We start from the raw sequence: 17,477 nt of genomic DNA, 5'->3' as shown, positions 1-17,477 counted from the left end.
CTGTCAGGCACCGACCTGAGACGACCAGCTCCCTACACCTCCGCGACGTCCATACACCCGGTACGCCCGGTACGCCAGGTACGGCCAGTAGGCCCAGTAGGCCTGATACGCCCTCGGAGCCCTACCACCCCCGTGACGCCCCATGCCGCCCCCGCGGAGCCGTGCCCGCCCTCGGCCCTTCGGACTCCCCGCCTTTGGCCGCACGCCGGCGCGCCACCAGGGTCCACACCACGAGCACAAGAACCAGCAGAGTCCCTGTGCCGATGCCGCCCGCCGCCACGACCGTCATGACCAGACGCTGGTCCCCGGCGCCCGACGAGTCCCCGGTGCCTTCCCCGCTGTCGGAAGTCTCCGCGTCCCCTCCGCCGCCGCTGTCCCCCACACTGTCCAGCGTGTCCCCCGTCGCCCCACTCTGCGCGGCCTCCCGGTCCTCCTCCGTGACCTCGAAGACCCCTTGTGGCTCGGCGGTGCCCAGATATCCCGGACCGGGCCCGGCCTCGCCCTCCAGCCGCACCCGCAGAGTCAGGCCGATGGGCTTTTCGCCGTACCGGTCGGCGACCGATGTCCCGAGGTGGACCGCCAGGTAGTACCAGCCCGCGAACCGCATTCCGCTCACCTCGTCATCGAGGGAGAAACGGTTCTCGTACGCGACCGGCGGGAGCGGATCCAGAGCGGCGAACTGCTGTTGCCCCCCGTAGTTGGCGGTTCTGTCGTCCACCAGGCCCCGTACGGGGTTGTAGAGCGACATGACGAACGCGTTCCCCACATAACCGTCGCCGCCGGTCGTGCTGCCCAGCTCGGCGGTGGCGTAGAGCTGCTGCCCCCAGCCGACAGGCACCTTGTAGAAGAGCGTCTCCCCGGGCCTGATCCCGACCTCGTCCTGCCAGACGCCCTGCGCCACGGGGCTCGCCGTGGCGAAGCCGCTTCCACCACGACGCCCCTCGGGGTCCCCCGCCAGCCCTTCGGGCGACGCGGAGTTCCAGCTCTCGGGGGCACTCGTCGAACCGCCCTTCTTCACCAGAGGCTCCGACACGAGCCCGAGCTCCAGCCCCCACTCCTCCGACGAGCCGTCCGGGACGGAGCCCGGCGTCGAGCCCGACACCGAGCCGGAAGCCGATCCCGTACTCGACCCCGCACTCGAACCCGCACGGGTCCCCGCGGCCGAACCGACCCGCTCGACGACGAGGTAGTAGACCCCGGCCGCCTGGCACATGTACTCGTCGCTGCCGATCTCCCGCGAGGCCCAGGCGGTGACCGGATGAGCGCTGCGGGTCGGGCCGAAGCGCGCCGTCTGGTGGGAGCACCGATGCGCGTCGGCGTCCTGCAGGGACACCCTGATCCCGTCCCCGGTGGCGACCGTCGCTCCCGCTCCTGGCACGGCCGTGGCCGACACGTACGCGTGGGAGGCGGCGTCGAGGCCGAGACGGTAGTAGAGCTTGCCGCCCGGGCCGATGGAGCTCTGGTACGTCTCGCCGGCCTCCAGCCGCGCGGCTCCGGTGCTGCTCGTGGCGCCCTCGACGGTCTTCGCGCCCGCGGCGTAGGAGTACGGAGTGGGCGCGTCGGCCGCCGCGGCGGGTCCGGGCAGCGCTGTCATCGCACACAGGGCCGCTCCCAAGGCGGCCGCAGCTCGCCACCAGACCGTGCGCCGCCCCATCACGCGCCACCCCTCGTCGTAGACCGCGATTCCGAAGCCCCGGCTCAGTGGTCGCGGCCCCGAACGCGCCCATCCTGCCGGGCGGTGCGCTCCAATGCCCGCCTTCCTGGGAACGAGCGGCCGAAAACGGCCTCTACGGGGACCGTTGTTTCACTTCGGCGGGCGCATCGTTCGCCAAGGCGAAGTCGATCCCCGCCGAATGGGGGGTAAATGTCCGGGACGATGCGCCCTGGCGACACAAAACCCCGACCGCAATCGCGGCCGGGGTCTGCTCTGAGACTGATGTCGATGTTCACGAACCCGTGGGCACGGAGTCAGTCGCCTCCGTCCACAGATCCTGCTCGGCGCGATCCGCCTGGATCTGGCGGTACACGAGGAGCCCGCCGATGGCGGCCAGTGCGACCAGGAGAAGCTTCTTCACCGCGCGACCTCGTCTTTCCTTGACGTAGGGGACCTCTGGCGCCCGACTATACACACCGACCGATACCGATCGGTGACCTGCGTCGGCCGCTCAACTCCCGCCGGGAAGACCGCAGTAGAACCGGACGTCACTGTTCCGATCGCAGGCTCATCACACAGGTCCATCACATCTCGCACACCTCGACGGCGTCATGGACTCCGCCCTCACCTCCTTCCCGCGACCGTCCAGGGCTCTCGGCATCCCCTGCACCCATCCGAGTGGTGTTGATCTGAAGATCGACGCGCCATGGGCGTCGGTCCGCGATTTCGGAGCGCACATACACATCATGAGGAAAGTACGCAAATCGCCCAACCCGAAAGTGAGGGGCCATGGCCCAGAACAAGGTCATGAAGCTGTGGACCGCCATCGTCACCGCCTTCCTCGCGCTGTGCACGGCGCTCGGACTCGTCACGGCCACCGCCTCCGCCGCGGTACCGCAGACCGAGACCACCCGCCATTGCGCGGCCCCCACGACGACGTCGGCGATGTCCCTCCCGGCCCGGCCCCACGACCGCGCGCTGCCCCCCACGATGAAGCAACGCATCCGCGCCGAGGCCCACGGCTCCTCCCCCTCCTGCCGCCACCGCACGGCCCTGCACACGGCCACGGACACCGCCACGAACGTGCCCGGTCCGGCCGCCGCCCCCGACACCCCTCTCCCACAGGCCGAGCATCCCGTCGCACCCCTCCAGCGCTGATCTCCGGCCGGAAGACACCCACCCAGCGGCGATCTTGCGTACGACGCCCTGAAGAAGACCGTGAACGCCGAAGACCCTCAGCCGACACAGGCTGAGGGTCTTCGTGCTGGTGAAGCCGGCAGAACGGCTTGAGCCCCCGCAGGCGAAACCCACAAGGGGTCGGTGTGGCTGCGGGCGGTGGTCGTGGTGGCCTTCGTCCAGGTGCTGTAGGGAAGCCGACGGGCCACCAATAGAGGGAGCAACTCGCCAGGTCCCCCACCTTGTTGGGGTGAGGTTGCGCTCTGGGGACGGGCGGTATCACAGGGCGGGAGGAAAGCCGCCCGCCGCGCCCGATGCCGTAAGGAAGGCCCAGACCGCGCTGATGTCGACCACAGACGCCGAAGACCCCCGACCATGACCGGTTGGGGGTCTTCGTGCTGGTGGGGCTAACAGGATTTGAACCTGTGGCCTCATCCTTATCAGGTCGATCAAGGCGATCCATTGAACCTGCCGCTCGGCTGCTCTGCGGCCTGGCGCTGGTCGTACCGATCCGCCCTGATCCGTCTGAGTCCGCAGCTGTTGGTGTCAGCTGTTGATGTCAGACGAGAGAGCGGGCTTGACAACCGGCTCTGGAAGGTAACTCGCGACCACCTGCACGACGATCAAGATCGTGATCGCCACAACCAGCCACGTACTCTGGCGCAGTACACCAGTCACGGTGTCGCCGTTGAGCACGCAGGCCAGCATTACAGCCGAAGCGATCATGACTTTCTTGCGGCTGTCAGTCCCACGTGCGACAGTTTGAAGCAGGTGGGCGTCGAACATCGGCAGTCCGCCAATACCCGGGACGGGCATTCGTCCTCCTTGGTTATCAGTTGGGCGCGCCCGATGCCTCTTCCCCAAGAGCGGGCGCGCCCTTCGGTGTTGACAGTTCAAAGGTATGGCACGTCGCTGACACCACGGCACGCTCCACGTCCATCCGAACCTCGCATCGTGAACACAGTCGCCGAGTACACCTTCGCGCCACTGAGTGACAGTGTGACCTGACCTGCTGCACTCTGCTGACCTGCGGAAATAGAAGCTCTTATCACATGGCACCGACAAATCGAGGGCGCCTAGCCCACCGCCCCATGTTTCACGTGAAACATTGTGCTTGTTTCACGTGAAACACGCGTTGAATGTCCCTATTTGACCAGTGACCAAGGTCACTAGACTGATCCGGCGACTTAACATCCCACGCTCACCCCTCCACCACCCCAGCTCCCATCCCGTCTGCCGTCGACCCACACACCGTGGAGCGGGCGTGGTTCAGGGCGTCAAGGTGGAGCGCGCCACTGTACGAACGACCTTGACGCCCTGGGCCGCGACTGCTCGGCTCTGCCTGGGTCGACGGCAGACGGGATGGGAGCCCCCGCACCAGCCACTCACGGCCGGCACCCGCGTACCGGGCCCCCTGCCATCTCGGAGCCTGAGCGCCCCCGCCGGAGGCTTGTTCGTAGCGTGGCTGCTCTGCACGGTGATCACCCCATGGCCCTCGGCCCTATCCAACATGTGGGCGCGCGTCGGCGTCGGCGGCGCCGAGCGGGCCGAAGGCAGGAGCGCGGGCGCGGCCAGAGCCGGGAAGCGCGCCCGGCGGAGCGGAGCGCAGCCGGGGCTTGATGAGGTAGAGAAACCTGTAACAGCTCGGCTAGACGACAGCGCTTCGATCGGCCAAGTCGCGCAGCGGACCAGGCACGCGTGGCTCTGAGAGCTGGATCAGGTCCCGGATGACCTCGCGTGCCAAGTAGTGATCGTGGATCTGCTCGGGCGTGAGGGCCTCGGCTTCCAGAAGCGCGGCTGTGGCTTCCCCGACGTGTCGCCGCTGCGCGTGCGCCCGCGCCACGTCAAGCAGGAAACGGGCCTGCCGCTCGTTCGAGAGTGCCGATGCGTCCACCTGCTCCGCTACTTCCAGGGCAAGGCCCGCGTCTCCCAACTCCACCGCCGTGCTCACAGCGTGGATCTCAACGTTGGTCGGCCCGAACTCCGTGTCGAAGTCGTTTCGGTCCCCACCCAACCGCGCTGCGATCTCTCGTGCTCGCTCGATGTGGTGGCGAGTTGGACCCCGGTGCCCCTCCCTCGCATTGATCACGGCAAGGACCAGATTCATGGCGCCGAGGAGAGACAGTTCCTCTGGTGGGCACGTCGCCGCCTCCGCCCTGGGAGCCATGACGGCTACCGCCGACTTCGCGGCCTGTTCGGCCTGCTCCATGTGCTGCTGCCGCATGAAGGCATGCGCCATGCGGAACAGGCTGGAGACAACCTCCAAGGGCTGACCTGCTAGCTCGGCTGCCTGTAGCGCCCGATCGGCTGCGATCCATGCCGCGTCCGCCTGGTCTTGCCGGGTGAAACTGGCTGCGGCTACCTGGTACGCCTTGGCGCGCAAGGCATGCAGTTCGGTGCGGTCTCCCGCCGGCGCGTGGCGCACTGCGGCCTCGATGCTCGGCAGGAGTTCAGCGAGGTGATCGCTCAGCCTTGCGTAGCTCGATGCGTGCGCGAGTGCCCATGCCTCCTCCACCTGTCGGCGGAAGTCGGCAAGTGATGGCTCGGGCTTGGTCGGAGCCTGCTGAAACAAGCTGGCCAGTGCAGGATGGCCGGTCAGTGCTACACGTAGTCCGTCGAGATCATTGCTCTTCGGCAGGTTCTCAGGCGGGGCCTCTTCGGCGGGTGCAGCGTCGGCCCTCACCTCTCGCACGGAGACGTTGAGTGCATCGGCGAGGCCCTGAAGGATCGACAGCCTCTCGACGGGCTGTACGCCTCTCTCGACCTGGGACACCCAGCTCTCGGAGCGTCCCATAGCGGCGGCAAGGTCGCTTTGGGACATGCCTGCGGCTCGACGCAGCTCCTTCACTCGTTGGCCGACAGTGACGGTGTCTGAGCCACTCACTTGTCGGCTCCGGTCGGGTACTTGCCGGCGTACGGCTGGAGGCGGTCAACCTCGGTCTTCTCGACGTACTTGTCCCGCTCGCTGAGGAAGTGGCGCGTGTGGGGCTGGCGCTCGTGCTCCTCGAAAGCTGCGTGATCGGCATACAGCTCGTAGAAGGTCCGCTCGTTGGGCGCGCCCTCGACTTCGTGGCACGAGTAGATCAGCGTGCCGGGCTCGTGTGCCCGAATGCCTGCGGTGGTCGCTTCCACCAGCGCGTCAAACGCCTCGCCTGCACCGTCGCGCAACGTAAAGCGAACAAAAAGCCCAAAGTTGCTCATATCTCCACCTTCCTTGTCGCGTCCAGTCTCGCAGACTCGGAGTTCTCCTACTAGTCGCAGCTTTTCTGTTGACTCGCAGTTTTTCTGCGAGTAGCTTCGATGGTGTCGGAACACAAGCAGCCCCGAACTGCGTGCCATCCGCCAAGATCACAACGCAGCCCGGGGCCTGTCCCTCAAAGGGAGACTCCATAATGCCGTCCTTCAAAATCGACCTCTCGACCGCTGTGGTGTTCGTGGCGACCGCGCCGGAACCGAAGATGGTCAACAAGAAGACCGGGGAACGGGCCGTGGACCGCGAGACCAACGCGGGTCTGTCGACGGTCGGCCTGCTGGTCTCGGACGAGGGTGAGGGCAACCTCTACCAGGTGACCGTTCCGGAGACGGGTCTCCCGGAGGGCCTGGCGCCGGGCATGCCGGTGCGGGTCGTCGGGCTCAAGGCGCGTGACTGGGAGAACGAGTTCAACGGCCAGAAGCGGCACGGGATCTCGTTCCGTGCGGTCGCGGTCACTGCGGCGGCCTGATCATGGCCGACCTGTCCCCCTGGGTGGAACTGGGGACCGTGGCTGCTGGTGCTGGCGGGCTCGGCTACGCGAAGGCACGTGCTCCGCGCGTGTACTGGTCGCTGGTCGGTCTGCCGGTCACCTGGGGCCGGTTCTCCTGGACCTACGGCTCGACGATGGAGGTGTGCGGGCTGACGGTGCAGCCGTCCGGCTTCCGTGCCTTCGTGACCCGGAACCTGGCCCGCAGTGAGGTTCGGCCGGTGCCGCCGAAGGTCCGCCGGGTGGTCCCGACCTCGACCGGTCTACGGGTGACGCTCCGTCTCCCCGCCGGCTTGGAGCCCGCTGACATCGCCGCGTCGACCGAGCGTCTGCGTCACGCCTGGGGCGTCCGTTCGGTGTCGGTGGCGGAGATCAAGCCGGGCTATGTCGAGCTGCGGATGACCGGTTACGACGTGCTCAACAGGGTCCGTCTGCCGCGCAAGGCCCGGTCCCGTGATCTGGTTGTCCCGGTCGCGCTGCGGGAGGACGGCACGGTCTTCGAGCGCGACTACCGCGCGGTCCCGATGGCGCTGACCCTCGGGGCCACGCTGTCGGGGAAGTCGGTCTATCAGCGGAGCCTGATCAAGGGGCTCGCGCAGTTGCCGGTGGGGCTGATCGGTATCGACTGCAAGCGCGGTGTGGAGCAGAGCCGCTACGCGCCCCGGCTGTCGGCGCTGGTCACCACCCCGGAAGATGCCGCACGGCTGATAGACGCGCTGGTCGTCGAGATGGAAGAGCGCTTCGACCTCCTCGCCCTGCACGGGGTGTCGGATCTGTGGGAGCTGCCCGAGCGTCTGCGGCCGGTGCCGCTGGTGGTGCTGATCGACGAGATCGCGGAACTGTTCCTCGTGGTCTCCAAGAAGGATGAGCCAGCCCGCGACCGCACGGTCATGCAACTGGTGCGGCTGGGACAGATGGCCCGTGCCATCGGGATCTTCCTGGAGGTCTGCGGGCAGCGGTTCGGCTCCGACCTCGGCCGTGGCGCGACCGCGCTGCGGGCCCAGCTCACCGGCCGTGTGGTGCACCGCGTCAACGACAAGGCCAGTGCCGAGATGGGCCTGTCGGACATCTCCCCGGAAGCGGTCGTAGCGTCCACGTCGATCGCGGCGAACCGTCCCGGTACGGCGGTGGCCGGCGACACCTCCGGCGGCTGGTCCCGCATCCGCACCCCCGAGATCAGCCCGGCCGAAGCGGCTGCCGTGTGCCGGGAGTTCGCCCACCTCACCCCCGAGCTGCCGTTCCTGGCACCGTTCCGGCCGGTGGCCCGGATGGCCCCGTCGCCGCTCGTCGTGCCGCCGATGCCGACCGTGCCGCCGCTGGTACAGCCCCGCCCGGTCACCGAGTAACACCCCACTGCTCCACGGTCGGCGCGACCGCTCCCGCGCCAAGTCCCTACCCGCGCCATGCCGAAAACCGAACGGAGATCGCTCATGGCCCGCAAGCCCGCGAAACCGCAGACCAAGCCCTGTTCGCCGTGTGGCGGTACCGGTGAGGTCTCCCGCACGGTCCGCGTCGGACGCAAGCAGCGGACGGTCGGTCAGCAGACCGGTCTGTGCCTGAACTGCCTGGGTTCCGGCGAGATCCCCGCCGACGACTGAACCCCTGCTCGGGGCCGGGCGGCCGGACACCTGCTCCCCGCCCGCCCCGGCCCGACACCCCGCGAAGGAGGTGAAGACCCGTGACCCGCTCGATCCGCCCGGACGCCGTACTCGTACAGGCCGTGATCGCCGGGGCGTTGTCCTTCGCCCACCTGCACGACCTCGCCGAAGCAGCCGGACAAACCGGCTGGAAGGCGTGGGCCTACCCGATCAGCGTTGACCTGCTCCTCGTCGCTGCCTGGCGCCGGCTGCGCACCGCCCGCCGCGACCGCGCCGCCTGGACCTGGTTCGTGATCGCCCTGGCCGCCTCCCTCGGGGCCAACATCGCCACCGCCGGACTCCTCGACCTCCACGCGGTCCCGGCCTGGCTGCGCATCCTCGTGGCCGGCTGGCCCGCGCTGGCCTTCCTCGGCGGCACGCTCCTCGTCCACGCCCCCACGGTCGACCACGTGCCCCCCGCCCCGGCGGCGGCCGGTGAGGAACCGGCTTCGGTCGAGGTCGAGACGGTCCGCGACGAACCGCCCGCCCCGGCCCCGGTCCCGGCGCCTGAGCCGGCGTCCGTGCCGGAACTGCCCGCCGCTCAACCGGCCTCCCCCGTGAACGTCCCGGTCGTGCCTCCGGCGCTGGTCGACCACGCCCGCAAGGTCGCCACCGACCACCGCGCCCGCACCGGTACCGACATCGACACCGCCACCCTGCGCGCCCGCCTCGGCATCCCGGACGACCTCGCCGGCGCAATCGCCGCCCAACTCGCCTGACAGACAAGGAGGTTCACCCATGTCCCGCCGCCCGAACACCTTCTACGACGTGATCCGCATCGGTCCCGTCAAGGTCGGCTCCTTCTACAACGGACGCGGCCAGACCAAGCACACGGCCGCGTGCACCGCCCCGAAGTGCGGTTTCTCGTCCGAGTACGGCGACCGGTCGGCGGCCGAACTCGCCGCCCGCACCCACCGCTGCACGGCCTGAGAGGAGGTGCCCCGATGCGACTGCCCGACGAACAGCGCCGCGCCGGACACATCCCCGCCAGCGTGTACCGGCAGATCCCGCCCGGCACCGACGTGCGCAAGGTCGTGATCGTGCAGGAAGCCCCGCGCTCCTACACGGGCCCGATCGTGCTGACCCTCGTCATCACCGCCGGCTCCGTGGTCGTGCTGCTGGTCATCGCGTACGTCACCCAGGTCATCGCCGCGTCGCTCGTCTCGGTCCTGTCGGCGACCTGCGGCATCACCTACACGCTCAGCCGCACCGCCAAGCGCAAGGGATCGTCTCGCGCGCTCGGCAAGTAACACCCTCCGGGGCGGCCTCAACCGCCAAGTTTCCGCCGCCCCGGACGGCTCCACCACTTCCCGATCTTCCGATCCGAAAGGGCTACCTTCATCATGCCTTCCCGCGTCCCGAACCGTCCGGTCTGCCGCTCCTGCGACGGCTTCCCCGTCGTCTCGATCACCACCGGCGCCCGCCACCCCGACGGCTCCCGCGTCCTGCTCCGCGTCATCTGCAACGCCTGCCGGGGCACCGGCCACACCCTCCCCGCGTCCGCCTTCGCGAAGACGGGGCGGTGACCGGGATGTTCCGCAAACTCCCCGCCGACCTGCGGCCCACCGAGGACAGCCCCGGCCTGCGCGTCAAGGCTGGCACCAAGTACAGCCGCTCCCAGGGCGACTACGTGTGCGGCGGCTGCGGTGCCGAGGACCACGCCAACGGCGACAACGACGTCACGGCCCTGGTCCAGGACTACACCGACAACCACGGCCCCGCCCACCGCAGGGGAGGCAGGGGATGAACACCATGCTTCCCGCTCTGGACCTTTTCGCCGGCCCCGGCGGCTGGTCGGAGGGACTGCGCGCCCTCGGCCTGCGTGACGTCGGGATCGAGATCGACCCGGCCGCCTGCGCGACGCGTGCCGCCGCCGGGCACACCACGATCCGCGCCGATGTCGCCGCTTACCCCACCGCGCCTCTGCGCGGGAAGGTGGCCGGAGTGATCGGTTCGGCTCCCTGCCAGACCTTCAGCGCCGCCGGACTGCACGCCGGAAGCGACGACATGGCCCTGTGTCACCAGGGCATGGACGACCTCGCCCACGGCAGGGACACCCGCACCGCGCTTCGCGCCGCCTGCGCTGACCCGCGCTCCCTGCTCGTCATCGAACCCCTTCGCTACGCCCTCGACCTGCGCCCGGAGTGGATCGCCCTGGAGCAAGTCCCCGCCGTGGCACCGCTGTTCGCCCACATTGCTGGCATCCTGCGCGCTCTGGGCTACTCGGTGTGGACCGGCGTGCTCAACGCTGCCGACTACGGCGTCCCGCAGACCCGCCGCCGCGCCTTCCTCCTCGCCTCCCGTACCCGCACCGCTGCACCACCCGAGCCCACCCACGCCAGGAACCCCGGCCCCGAGACCCTGTTCGGCCCCGCACTGGCGCCGTGGGTCACCATGGCGGACGCTCTCGGCTGGGGATACACCCGTCGTCCCGCCCCCACCGTCACGGGCGGCGGCACGAAATCCGGCGGCCCCGAGCCCTTCGGGAACACCTCCCGCAAGGCCATGCGCGCCGCCATGGACAACCCCGACCACTGGGCCTGGAGGCGCCCCGCCCACACCGTGTCCGGGACCATCGGCCACGTCGGCGGCAAACAGACCGGCGGCCACCTCAGCCTCGAACCGGCAGAGGGCGCCCGGCTCCAGTCGTTCCGCGACGGCTACCCCTTCCAGGGCAACAAGGGGCAGTGCTCCTTGCAGATCGGCAACGCAGTCCCGCCGCTGCTCGCCGCTGTGGCCCTCAGTCCTCTGGTGCCCGCCGCGCTGGGGGTGGCTGCGTGACCGACACCGCCACCCTGGCGGGTCTCGACCCGGCCACCCTCGCTGATGCGCTGAGGGTGGCCGGTTCGGCCGACTTCGACCGCTGGAATGAGCAGATCCGCCGTACCGGCGGCTGCTCCGACCCCATCCGGCTGATGGGCGGCACGAAGACGATCGACCCGACCACGAAGACGATCCTGCACGCCTACTCCACCGACACCGAGCCCGGCGGCATGCTCCGCGTCGCGTGCGGCAACCGCCGTGCCTCGCGCTGCCCGGCCTGCGCCTGGACCTACGCCGGCGACACCTACCACCTCATCCGCGCCGGACTCACCGGCGACCCCGCCAAAGGCACCCCCGAGACCGTGCGCGAACACCCCCGCGTCTTCGCCACCCTCACCGCCCCCTCCTTCGGCCCCGTCCACAACCGCCCCGGCAACCGGCCCTGCCGCTGCGGTGTGCGGCACCCCGAAGACGCACCCGAACTCGGCACCGCCCTCGACCCTGCCTCGTACGACTACGCGGGCGCGGTGCTGTGGAACAACCACGCCTCCGACCTGTGGCGCTACTTCACGATCTACCTCCGCCGCGAGATCGCGCGACGGGCCGGACTCACGCAGAAAGCTGCCCATGAACAGTCCCGGCTGGCCTTCGGCAAGGTCGCCGAGTACCAGAAACGCGGGGCCGTGCACTTCCACGCGGTGATCCGCTTCGACGGACCGGACGGCCCCGACTCCCCGCCGCCGGCCTGGGCCACCCTCGACCTGCTCACCGAAGCGATCGGCGCCGCCGCTGCCCGCGTCGCGGTCGAGGTGCCCCTGGCCCGCTTCCAGCCGAACCCCGACCAGCCCGCACGCACCGAGCCGGCTCGCACGCTGCGATGGGGGACCCAGGTCGATGTGCAGCCGATCGGCGCCTTCGGTCACGGCGAAGAGATCACCGAAAACGCTGTCGCCTCGTACGTCGCGAAGTACGCCACGAAAGCGGCTGAGACCACCGGCACCGTGGACCGCCGGATCGGCAACAAAGAAGCCCTCGTACTCCTCAGCGTGCCCGACCACCCCCGCCGGCTGATCGAAGCGTGCCTAGACCTGCATGCGCTCTACCCGGATCGGAAGCTGCGGGACTGGGCTCACATGCTCGGCTTCCGGGGCCACTTCTCCACCAAGTCACGCCGCTACTCCACCACCCTCGGCGCCCTCCGCCAGGTCCGGGCCGACTACCGCGCTGCCCAGCACCGCGCGGCCCTCGGTCTGCCCGACCCCGACGACACCCCGGAGGCAACCACGCTCACGCTCGCCCACTGGACCTACGCCGGCCACGGCTACACCCCCGGCGAATCCTGGCTCGCGGCCACCATCCGCCGGGACATCCAACTCAACCGCGAAACCGCCCGCGAAGCCCTCGCCGATCTACCCGACCTGGAAGGAGTCGCCGCATGACCACCGTCACTCCCGTGCTGCTGACCGTGGATGAGGTCAAGGTGCTGCTCAAGATGGGCCGGACCAAGGTGTACGACCTGATCCGTACACACCGCCTCGTCTCGATCAAGGTCGACGGGTGCCGCCGTATCCCTGCTGACTCGGTCGCGGAATTCATCCGAGGGCAGATCGAGAGGGCTGCCTGATGGCCAAGCGTCGACCCAACGGCGGCGGAACGATCGCCAAGCGCGCTGACGGCCGCTACCAGGGAGCCGCGTACGTCACCGACACCGAGGGCAACCGCGTCCGGAAGTACGTCTACGGCGCGACCTGGGATGAAGCCGCTGAGAAGCTCGGCAAGCTGCAAGACCAGGAACGCAACGGCATCCCGGTGCCGTCCCGGTCCTGGAGTCTCGGGGAGTGGTTGGCCTACTGGCTTGAGCACATCGTGAAGCCGGATCGCGAGCACAACACGTACGTCAAGTACGAGTCGAAGGTGCGGCTCTACCTCGTGCCTCACCTCGGCAAGAAGCCCATGGTCAAGCTCTCGCCGGCGCAGATCCGTACGTGCATGGCCGCGTTGACGCGCGAGAAGGTTCCCGCGGCTACCCGCTTCGAGGTGCTGCGCACGCTCCGGAATGCCCTCAATCGCGCCATGCGTGAGGAGCTGCTGACGCGTAACGTCGCGCTCCTGGTCGACATGCCCAAGGTCAGCAAGGACAAGGGACGGGCCTGGAGCGCGCGTGAGGCAATCAGCTTCCTGCGGACTGCCCGCGCTCACCGCTTCTACGCGGCCTGCGTTCTGATCCTCGTCCTCGGTCTGCGCCGGAGTGAGGTGCTGGGCCTTCGCTGGCAGGACATCGACTTCGAGAACCGGCAGTTCACCCCGACCAAGCAGGTGCAGCGGGAGAAGGGAGTGGGACTGATCCTCAAGGACCTCAAGACCGATTCCTCGACGGCCGTTCTGCCGCTTCCGGAGTTCTGCGCTCGCGCCCTGGAAGAACGCCGCGAACTGCAAGATCTAGAGCGACAGATCGTCGGGGCCGGCTGGGAGCAAGCGCCGGACCATGACGTGATCTTCTCCTCGGAGCGCGGTGGGCTGACCGACCCGGTGGGCTTCTCCCGAGCCTTCAACGCCCTCGTGAAGCGGGCCGGTGTGCGTCGGATCACAGTTCGACTCGCTCGGCACACCTGCGGGACCCTGCTCGCCTTCCTGAAGGTGCACCCCAAGGTGGCTCAGACGATCCTCCGGCACAGCCAGATCAGCATGACCATGGACGTCTACACACACGTGGTCGGCTCCGACCAACGCGAAGCAACCGAGATGCTCGCCGAGCTACTGGAAGATCAAATCATCGGCTGATGTCAGCCGTAGATGTCAAAAGACCACCTACTCAAAGAGCAGGTGGTCTTTTGGCTGGTGGGGCTAACAGGATTTGAACCTGTGGCCTCATCCTTATCAGGGATGCGCTCTAACCAACTGAGCTATAGCCCCGCCGCGCTCTGCGGTGTATGTCCCGCGCGCTGACTCCTGAAGATTAGCGCACGACGTGGGCAGTCCCAAAATCGATACCCGGAGGGGGACCGCGAGGTGGTGGGGCACCTCGCGGAAACGATGTTCCCCGTCCTCACTCGTCCTCGGCGAGCGTCAGCTCGATGCCGCCCACGAAGCCCGCGGAGAGGTTGTAGATGAAGGCTCCGAGGGTGGCGAGGGCCGTGGCGAGGACGACGTCGATGACCGCGATGATCGTCGTGAAGATCAGCACGTTGGGCAGCGACAGGAACGACTGCAGATCGAATCCGTTGGACTCGTTCGAGCCGGTGGCCTCGGAGATGGTGGCGCCGACGGTGGAGAAGACGCCCATCGCGTTCATGACCATCCACAGCACCGCGGCCGCGACGACCGTGCAGATACCGAGGGCGATGGAGAGCAGGAAGCTGACCTTCATCACGGACCAGGGGTCGGCCTTGGCCACCCGCAGCCGCGCTTTGCGCGTCCGGGGCGCCGTACGCGCCCCCGTCCGCGGCTTGCGGGAGGATTCCTCGGGCGCCGGCTGGTAGGCCTGCGGCGGGTGGTACGGGCCCGCCTGCTGCTGCGACTGCCGCTCCCCGGGCAGTGCCGAGCCACCGGCCTGCGTCGGGGCCTTCGGCTGGGGCTGGGCCGAAGCCGGGCGGGCGGCGGCCCCTCCCGGCGCCGCGGCCGGGCCGCCTGCCGCGGGCGGCTGGGTCTGCGGACCTCGGGTGTCCGTCACAGTTCCCCCCTGGGATCCAGGCCCGTCGGGCGAGGGCGAAGCCGAGTCGGTCGTACCCGGCTTGATCGCTTTGAGTTGGGTCGTGTGCGTGTCCATCGCACGCGCGGCGGAGCCACGGCCGCCGCCGTCCGCTTCCGACTCGGTCGAAGTACCGGCCGAAGTACCGGACGATCCGGCGCCCGTGGCTCCGCTCACGCTGACTCACTCCTCGTGCTACTCGGACGAGGGCGCCTCACCCTCGTCCGTACCGACCGTCACGGCGCTCTCGGCGGTCTCGTCCACGGCGATGTCGCCGTCGACCTCCTCCGCCTCGCGCCCCGCCTCGGCGTTACGGGCGATGCCGACCACGGCATCGCGCTTGCCCAGGTTGATCAGTTGGACGCCCATGGTGTCACGGCCGGTTTCCCTGATCTCGTTGACTCGCGTACGAATCACACCGCCCGACAGTGTGATGGCGAGGATCTCGTCGGTCTCCTCGACCACCAGCGCGCCGACGAGCGAGCCGCGGTCCTCGACGATCTTGGCGGCCTTGATACCGAGGCCACCGCGACCCTGGACGCGGTACTCGTCGACGGCGGTCCGCTTCGCGTACCCACCGTCTGTGGCAGTGAACACGAACGTACCGGGTCGAACAACATTCATCGAGAGCAGCTCGTCCCCCTCGCGGAAACTCATGCCCTTGACACCCGAGGTCGCACGCCCCATGGGGCGCAGCGCATCGTCCGTCGCCGTGAAGCGGATCGACTGTGCCTTCTTGCTGATCAGAAGGATGTCATCCTCTGCCGATACGAGTTCGGCTCCGATCAGTTCGTCATCGGAACCGTCCTCCTTTTCACGGAGGTTGATCGCGATGACACCGCCGGAACGAGGCGAATCGTAATCCTTCAGAGGCGTCTTCTTCACAAGACCGCCCTTGGTGGCGAGCACCAGATAGGACGCGGCCTCGTAGTCGCGGATCGCGAGGATCTCGGCGATCGACTCGTCCGGCTGGAAGGCCAGCAGGTTGGCGACGTGCTGTCCACGCGCGTCACGTCCGGCGTCCGGCAGCTCGTAGGCCTTGGCCCGGTAGACGCGGCCCTTGTTGGTGAAGAACAGCAGCCAGTGGTGGGTCGTGGACACGAAGAAGTGGTCGACGATGTCGTCTTCCTTGAGCTTCGTGCCGCGTACGCCCTTGCCGCCCCGCTTCTGGGCGCGGTAGTCGACCGTCTTCGTCCGCTTGACGTAGCCGCTGCGCGAGACGGTGACGACGATGTCCTCCTCGGCGATGAGGTCCTCGATGGACATGTCACCGTCGTAAGGCACCAGCATCGTCTTGCGGTCGTCGCCGTACTTCTCGACGATCGCGGCGAGTTCCGCGCTGACGATCCCGCGCTGGCGGACGGGGGAGGCGAGGATCTCGTTGTACTCGCGGATCTTGGCCTGGAGTTCGTCGTGCTCCTGGATGATCTTCTGACGCTCCAGGGCGGCCAGTCGCCGCAGCTGCATCTCGAGGATGGCGTTGGCCTGGATCTCGTCGATCTCCAGGAGGTCCATCAGGCCCGTACGCGCGATGTCGACGGTGTCGCTGCGCCGGATCAGCGCGATGACCTCGTCGATGGCGTCCAGGGCCTTCAGCAGGCCGCGCAGGATGTGCGCCCGCTCCTCGGCCTTGCGCAGCCGGAACTTCGTACGGCGGACGATGACCTCGATCTGGTGCGTCACCCAGTGGCGGATGAACGCGTCCAGGGAGAGGGTGCGGGGCACGCCGTCGACCAGCGCCAGCATGTTGGCGCCAAAGTTCGTCTGCAGGTCGGTGTGCTTGTACAGGTTGTTCAGCACGACCTTGGCGACCGCGTCGCGCTTGAGGACGATGACCAGGCGCTGGCCCGTACGGGACGACGTCTCGTCTCGGACGTCCGCGATGCCGCCGATCTTGCCGTCCTTCACGAGGTCGGCGATCTTCTGCGCGAGGTTGTCCGGGTTGACTTGGTAGGGCAGCTCCGTGACCACCAGGCACTGGCGGTTCTGGATCTCCTCGACCTCGACGACCGCGCGCATCGTGATGGAGCCACGGCCCGTGCGGTACGCCTCCTCGATGCCCTTGCGGCCGACGACCAGGGCGCCGGTCGGGAAATCGGGGCCCTTGATGCGCTCGATCAGCGCGTCCAAAAGCTCCTCGTGGGAGGCCTCGGGGTTCTCCAGGTACCACTGGGCGCCGGCCGCGACCTCGCGGAGGTTGTGCGGCGGGATGTTGGTCGCCATGCCGACCGCGATACCGGCCGAGCCGTTGATCAGCAGGTTCGGGAAGCGGGCCGGCAGGACGGTCGGCTCCTGGGAGCGGCCGTCGTAGTTGTCCGTGAAGTCGACGGTCTCCTCGTCGATGTCACGGACCATCTCCATCGACAGCGGCGCCATCTTGCACTCGGTGTAGCGCATGGCCGCCGCCGGGTCGTTGCCCGGAGAGCCGAAGTTGCCGTTGGAGTCCACCAGCGGCATCCGCATCGACCACGGCTGCGCGAGGCGGACCAGCGCGTCGTAGATCGAGGAGTCGCCGTGCGGGTGGTAGTTGCCCATGACGTCGCCGACGACACGGGCGCACTTGTAGAAGCCCTTCTCGGGCCGGTAGCCGCCGTCGTACATGGCGTACAGGACACGGCGGTGGACGGGCTTGAGACCGTCACGTACGTCGGGCAGCGCGCGGGACACGATGACGGACATCGCGTAGTCCAGGTACGAGCGCTGCATCTCCGTCTCGAGCCCGACGGGCTCGATGCGCACGGTCGTCTCGCCTTCAGAAGGCTCAGGCATGACTGGAGTGTTCTCGTCGGCCATTGCTGGTGGGGATCCTTCCTGGTGCG

Annotated in this window: 20 protein-coding genes and 1 tRNA gene; 13 read left to right on the top strand and 8 right to left on the bottom strand. The window is 68.5% G+C overall.

The window, feature by feature from the left end; translation table 11 throughout:
• Positions 1 to 121 precede the first annotated feature (121 nt).
• A complete protein-coding gene (locus ACWD26_RS05620) occupies positions 122 to 1,654 on the bottom strand; it encodes a hypothetical protein (RefSeq protein WP_451266480.1) in 1,533 nt (510 codons plus the stop codon).
• 292 nt (positions 1,655 to 1,946) lie between these two features.
• Entirely contained in the window at positions 1,947 to 2,075 is a 129-nt protein-coding gene (locus tag ACWD26_RS05615) for a DLW-39 family protein (protein WP_003999697.1), read from the bottom strand.
• Positions 2,076 to 2,443: 368 nt separating this feature from the next.
• Between ACWD26_RS05615 and ACWD26_RS05610 the strand changes: the two genes are divergently transcribed.
• Positions 2,444 to 2,812, top strand: coding sequence for a DUF6344 domain-containing protein (locus tag ACWD26_RS05610; RefSeq protein ID WP_451266478.1), 369 nt, complete (start codon positions 2,444 to 2,446; stop codon positions 2,810 to 2,812).
• A gap of 564 nt (positions 2,813 to 3,376) precedes the next feature.
• On the opposite strand, the gene ACWD26_RS05605 is transcribed toward ACWD26_RS05610, so the two are convergent.
• The 3 genes from ACWD26_RS05605 to ACWD26_RS05595 form a co-directional block, all read right to left on the bottom strand.
• Entirely contained in the window at positions 3,377 to 3,646 is a 270-nt protein-coding gene (locus ACWD26_RS05605) for a hypothetical protein (RefSeq protein ID WP_451266476.1), read from the bottom strand.
• 832 nt (positions 3,647 to 4,478) lie between these two features.
• Positions 4,479 to 5,678 carry a helix-turn-helix domain-containing protein gene (locus ACWD26_RS05600; RefSeq protein ID WP_451266474.1) on the bottom strand — a complete coding sequence of 400 codons (1,200 nt, stop codon included), beginning with the start codon at positions 5,676 to 5,678 and terminating at the stop codon, positions 4,479 to 4,481.
• Between the two features lie 32 nt (positions 5,679 to 5,710).
• Positions 5,711 to 6,031 carry a putative quinol monooxygenase gene (locus tag ACWD26_RS05595; protein ID WP_351405704.1) on the bottom strand — a complete coding sequence of 107 codons (321 nt, stop codon included), beginning with the start codon at positions 6,029 to 6,031 and terminating at the stop codon, positions 5,711 to 5,713.
• Positions 6,032 to 6,222: 191 nt separating this feature from the next.
• Here ACWD26_RS05595 and ACWD26_RS05590 point away from each other — a divergent pair, with 191 nt between their 5' ends.
• The 12 genes from ACWD26_RS05590 to ACWD26_RS05535 all read left to right on the top strand — a co-directional run bounded on the left by ACWD26_RS05590 (position 6,223) and on the right by ACWD26_RS05535 (position 13,751).
• The gene (locus ACWD26_RS05590) at positions 6,223 to 6,552 is read left to right on the top strand and encodes an SCO3933 family regulatory protein (protein WP_451266472.1); all 330 of its coding nucleotides are present in this window, start codon (positions 6,223 to 6,225) and stop codon (positions 6,550 to 6,552) included.
• A 2-nt stretch (positions 6,553 to 6,554) separates the two neighbouring features.
• Positions 6,555 to 7,916 (top strand): FtsK/SpoIIIE domain-containing protein, encoded by a 1,362-nt coding sequence (locus ACWD26_RS05585; RefSeq protein WP_451266470.1) that lies wholly within the window; start codon positions 6,555 to 6,557, stop codon positions 7,914 to 7,916.
• 84 nt (positions 7,917 to 8,000) lie between these two features.
• Positions 8,001 to 8,168, top strand: coding sequence for a hypothetical protein (locus tag ACWD26_RS05580; RefSeq protein WP_451266468.1), 168 nt, complete (start codon positions 8,001 to 8,003; stop codon positions 8,166 to 8,168).
• An 80-nt stretch (positions 8,169 to 8,248) separates the two neighbouring features.
• A complete protein-coding gene (locus ACWD26_RS05575; RefSeq protein ID WP_451266466.1) occupies positions 8,249 to 8,926 on the top strand; it encodes a DUF2637 domain-containing protein in 678 nt (225 codons plus the stop codon).
• Positions 8,927 to 8,945: 19 nt separating this feature from the next.
• The gene (locus tag ACWD26_RS05570; protein ID WP_055519984.1) at positions 8,946 to 9,137 is read left to right on the top strand and encodes a mobile element transfer protein; all 192 of its coding nucleotides are present in this window, start codon (positions 8,946 to 8,948) and stop codon (positions 9,135 to 9,137) included.
• Positions 9,138 to 9,151: 14 nt separating this feature from the next.
• The gene (locus tag ACWD26_RS05565; protein WP_451266464.1) at positions 9,152 to 9,457 is read left to right on the top strand and encodes a hypothetical protein; all 306 of its coding nucleotides are present in this window, start codon (positions 9,152 to 9,154) and stop codon (positions 9,455 to 9,457) included.
• A 93-nt stretch (positions 9,458 to 9,550) separates the two neighbouring features.
• Positions 9,551 to 9,733 (top strand): hypothetical protein, encoded by a 183-nt coding sequence (locus tag ACWD26_RS05560; RefSeq protein ID WP_451266462.1) that lies wholly within the window; start codon positions 9,551 to 9,553, stop codon positions 9,731 to 9,733.
• 5 nt (positions 9,734 to 9,738) lie between these two features.
• Positions 9,739 to 9,954, top strand: coding sequence for a hypothetical protein (locus tag ACWD26_RS05555; RefSeq protein ID WP_451266660.1), 216 nt, complete (start codon positions 9,739 to 9,741; stop codon positions 9,952 to 9,954).
• On the top strand, positions 9,951 to 10,988 hold the full coding sequence (locus ACWD26_RS05550; RefSeq protein WP_451266460.1) for a DNA cytosine methyltransferase: 1,038 nt from the start codon (positions 9,951 to 9,953) through the stop codon (positions 10,986 to 10,988). The genes ACWD26_RS05555 and ACWD26_RS05550 overlap by 4 nt, the downstream gene beginning before the upstream one ends.
• Positions 10,985 to 12,409: a replication initiator protein RepSA gene (repSA, locus tag ACWD26_RS05545; RefSeq protein WP_451266458.1), complete on the top strand. Its 1,425-nt coding sequence runs from the start codon at positions 10,985 to 10,987 to the stop codon at positions 12,407 to 12,409. Before ACWD26_RS05550 ends, repSA begins: the two co-directional genes overlap by 4 nt.
• On the top strand, positions 12,406 to 12,594 hold the full coding sequence (locus ACWD26_RS05540; RefSeq protein WP_451266456.1) for a helix-turn-helix domain-containing protein: 189 nt from the start codon (positions 12,406 to 12,408) through the stop codon (positions 12,592 to 12,594). Before repSA ends, ACWD26_RS05540 begins: the two co-directional genes overlap by 4 nt.
• Entirely contained in the window at positions 12,594 to 13,751 is a 1,158-nt protein-coding gene (locus ACWD26_RS05535; protein WP_451266454.1) for a tyrosine-type recombinase/integrase, read from the top strand. The genes ACWD26_RS05540 and ACWD26_RS05535 overlap by 1 nt, the downstream gene beginning before the upstream one ends.
• A gap of 55 nt (positions 13,752 to 13,806) precedes the next feature.
• On the opposite strand, the gene ACWD26_RS05530 is transcribed toward ACWD26_RS05535, so the two are convergent.
• From ACWD26_RS05530 to gyrA, 3 genes are all read right to left on the bottom strand, one after another.
• Positions 13,807 to 13,883: transfer RNA gene (locus tag ACWD26_RS05530), tRNA-Ile, on the bottom strand.
• 133 nt (positions 13,884 to 14,016) lie between these two features.
• Positions 14,017 to 14,835, bottom strand: coding sequence for a DUF3566 domain-containing protein (locus ACWD26_RS05525; protein ID WP_451266452.1), 819 nt, complete (start codon positions 14,833 to 14,835; stop codon positions 14,017 to 14,019).
• Between the two features lie 18 nt (positions 14,836 to 14,853).
• Entirely contained in the window at positions 14,854 to 17,451 is a 2,598-nt protein-coding gene (gene gyrA, locus ACWD26_RS05520; protein WP_451266450.1) for a DNA gyrase subunit A, read from the bottom strand.
• Positions 17,452 to 17,477 lie beyond the last annotated feature (26 nt).

It is taken from the genome of Streptomyces sp. NPDC002787 (assembly GCF_053592095.1).
Note: the sequence above shows the minus strand (reverse complement) of the source record. Positions and strands in the feature narration are given on the sequence as shown.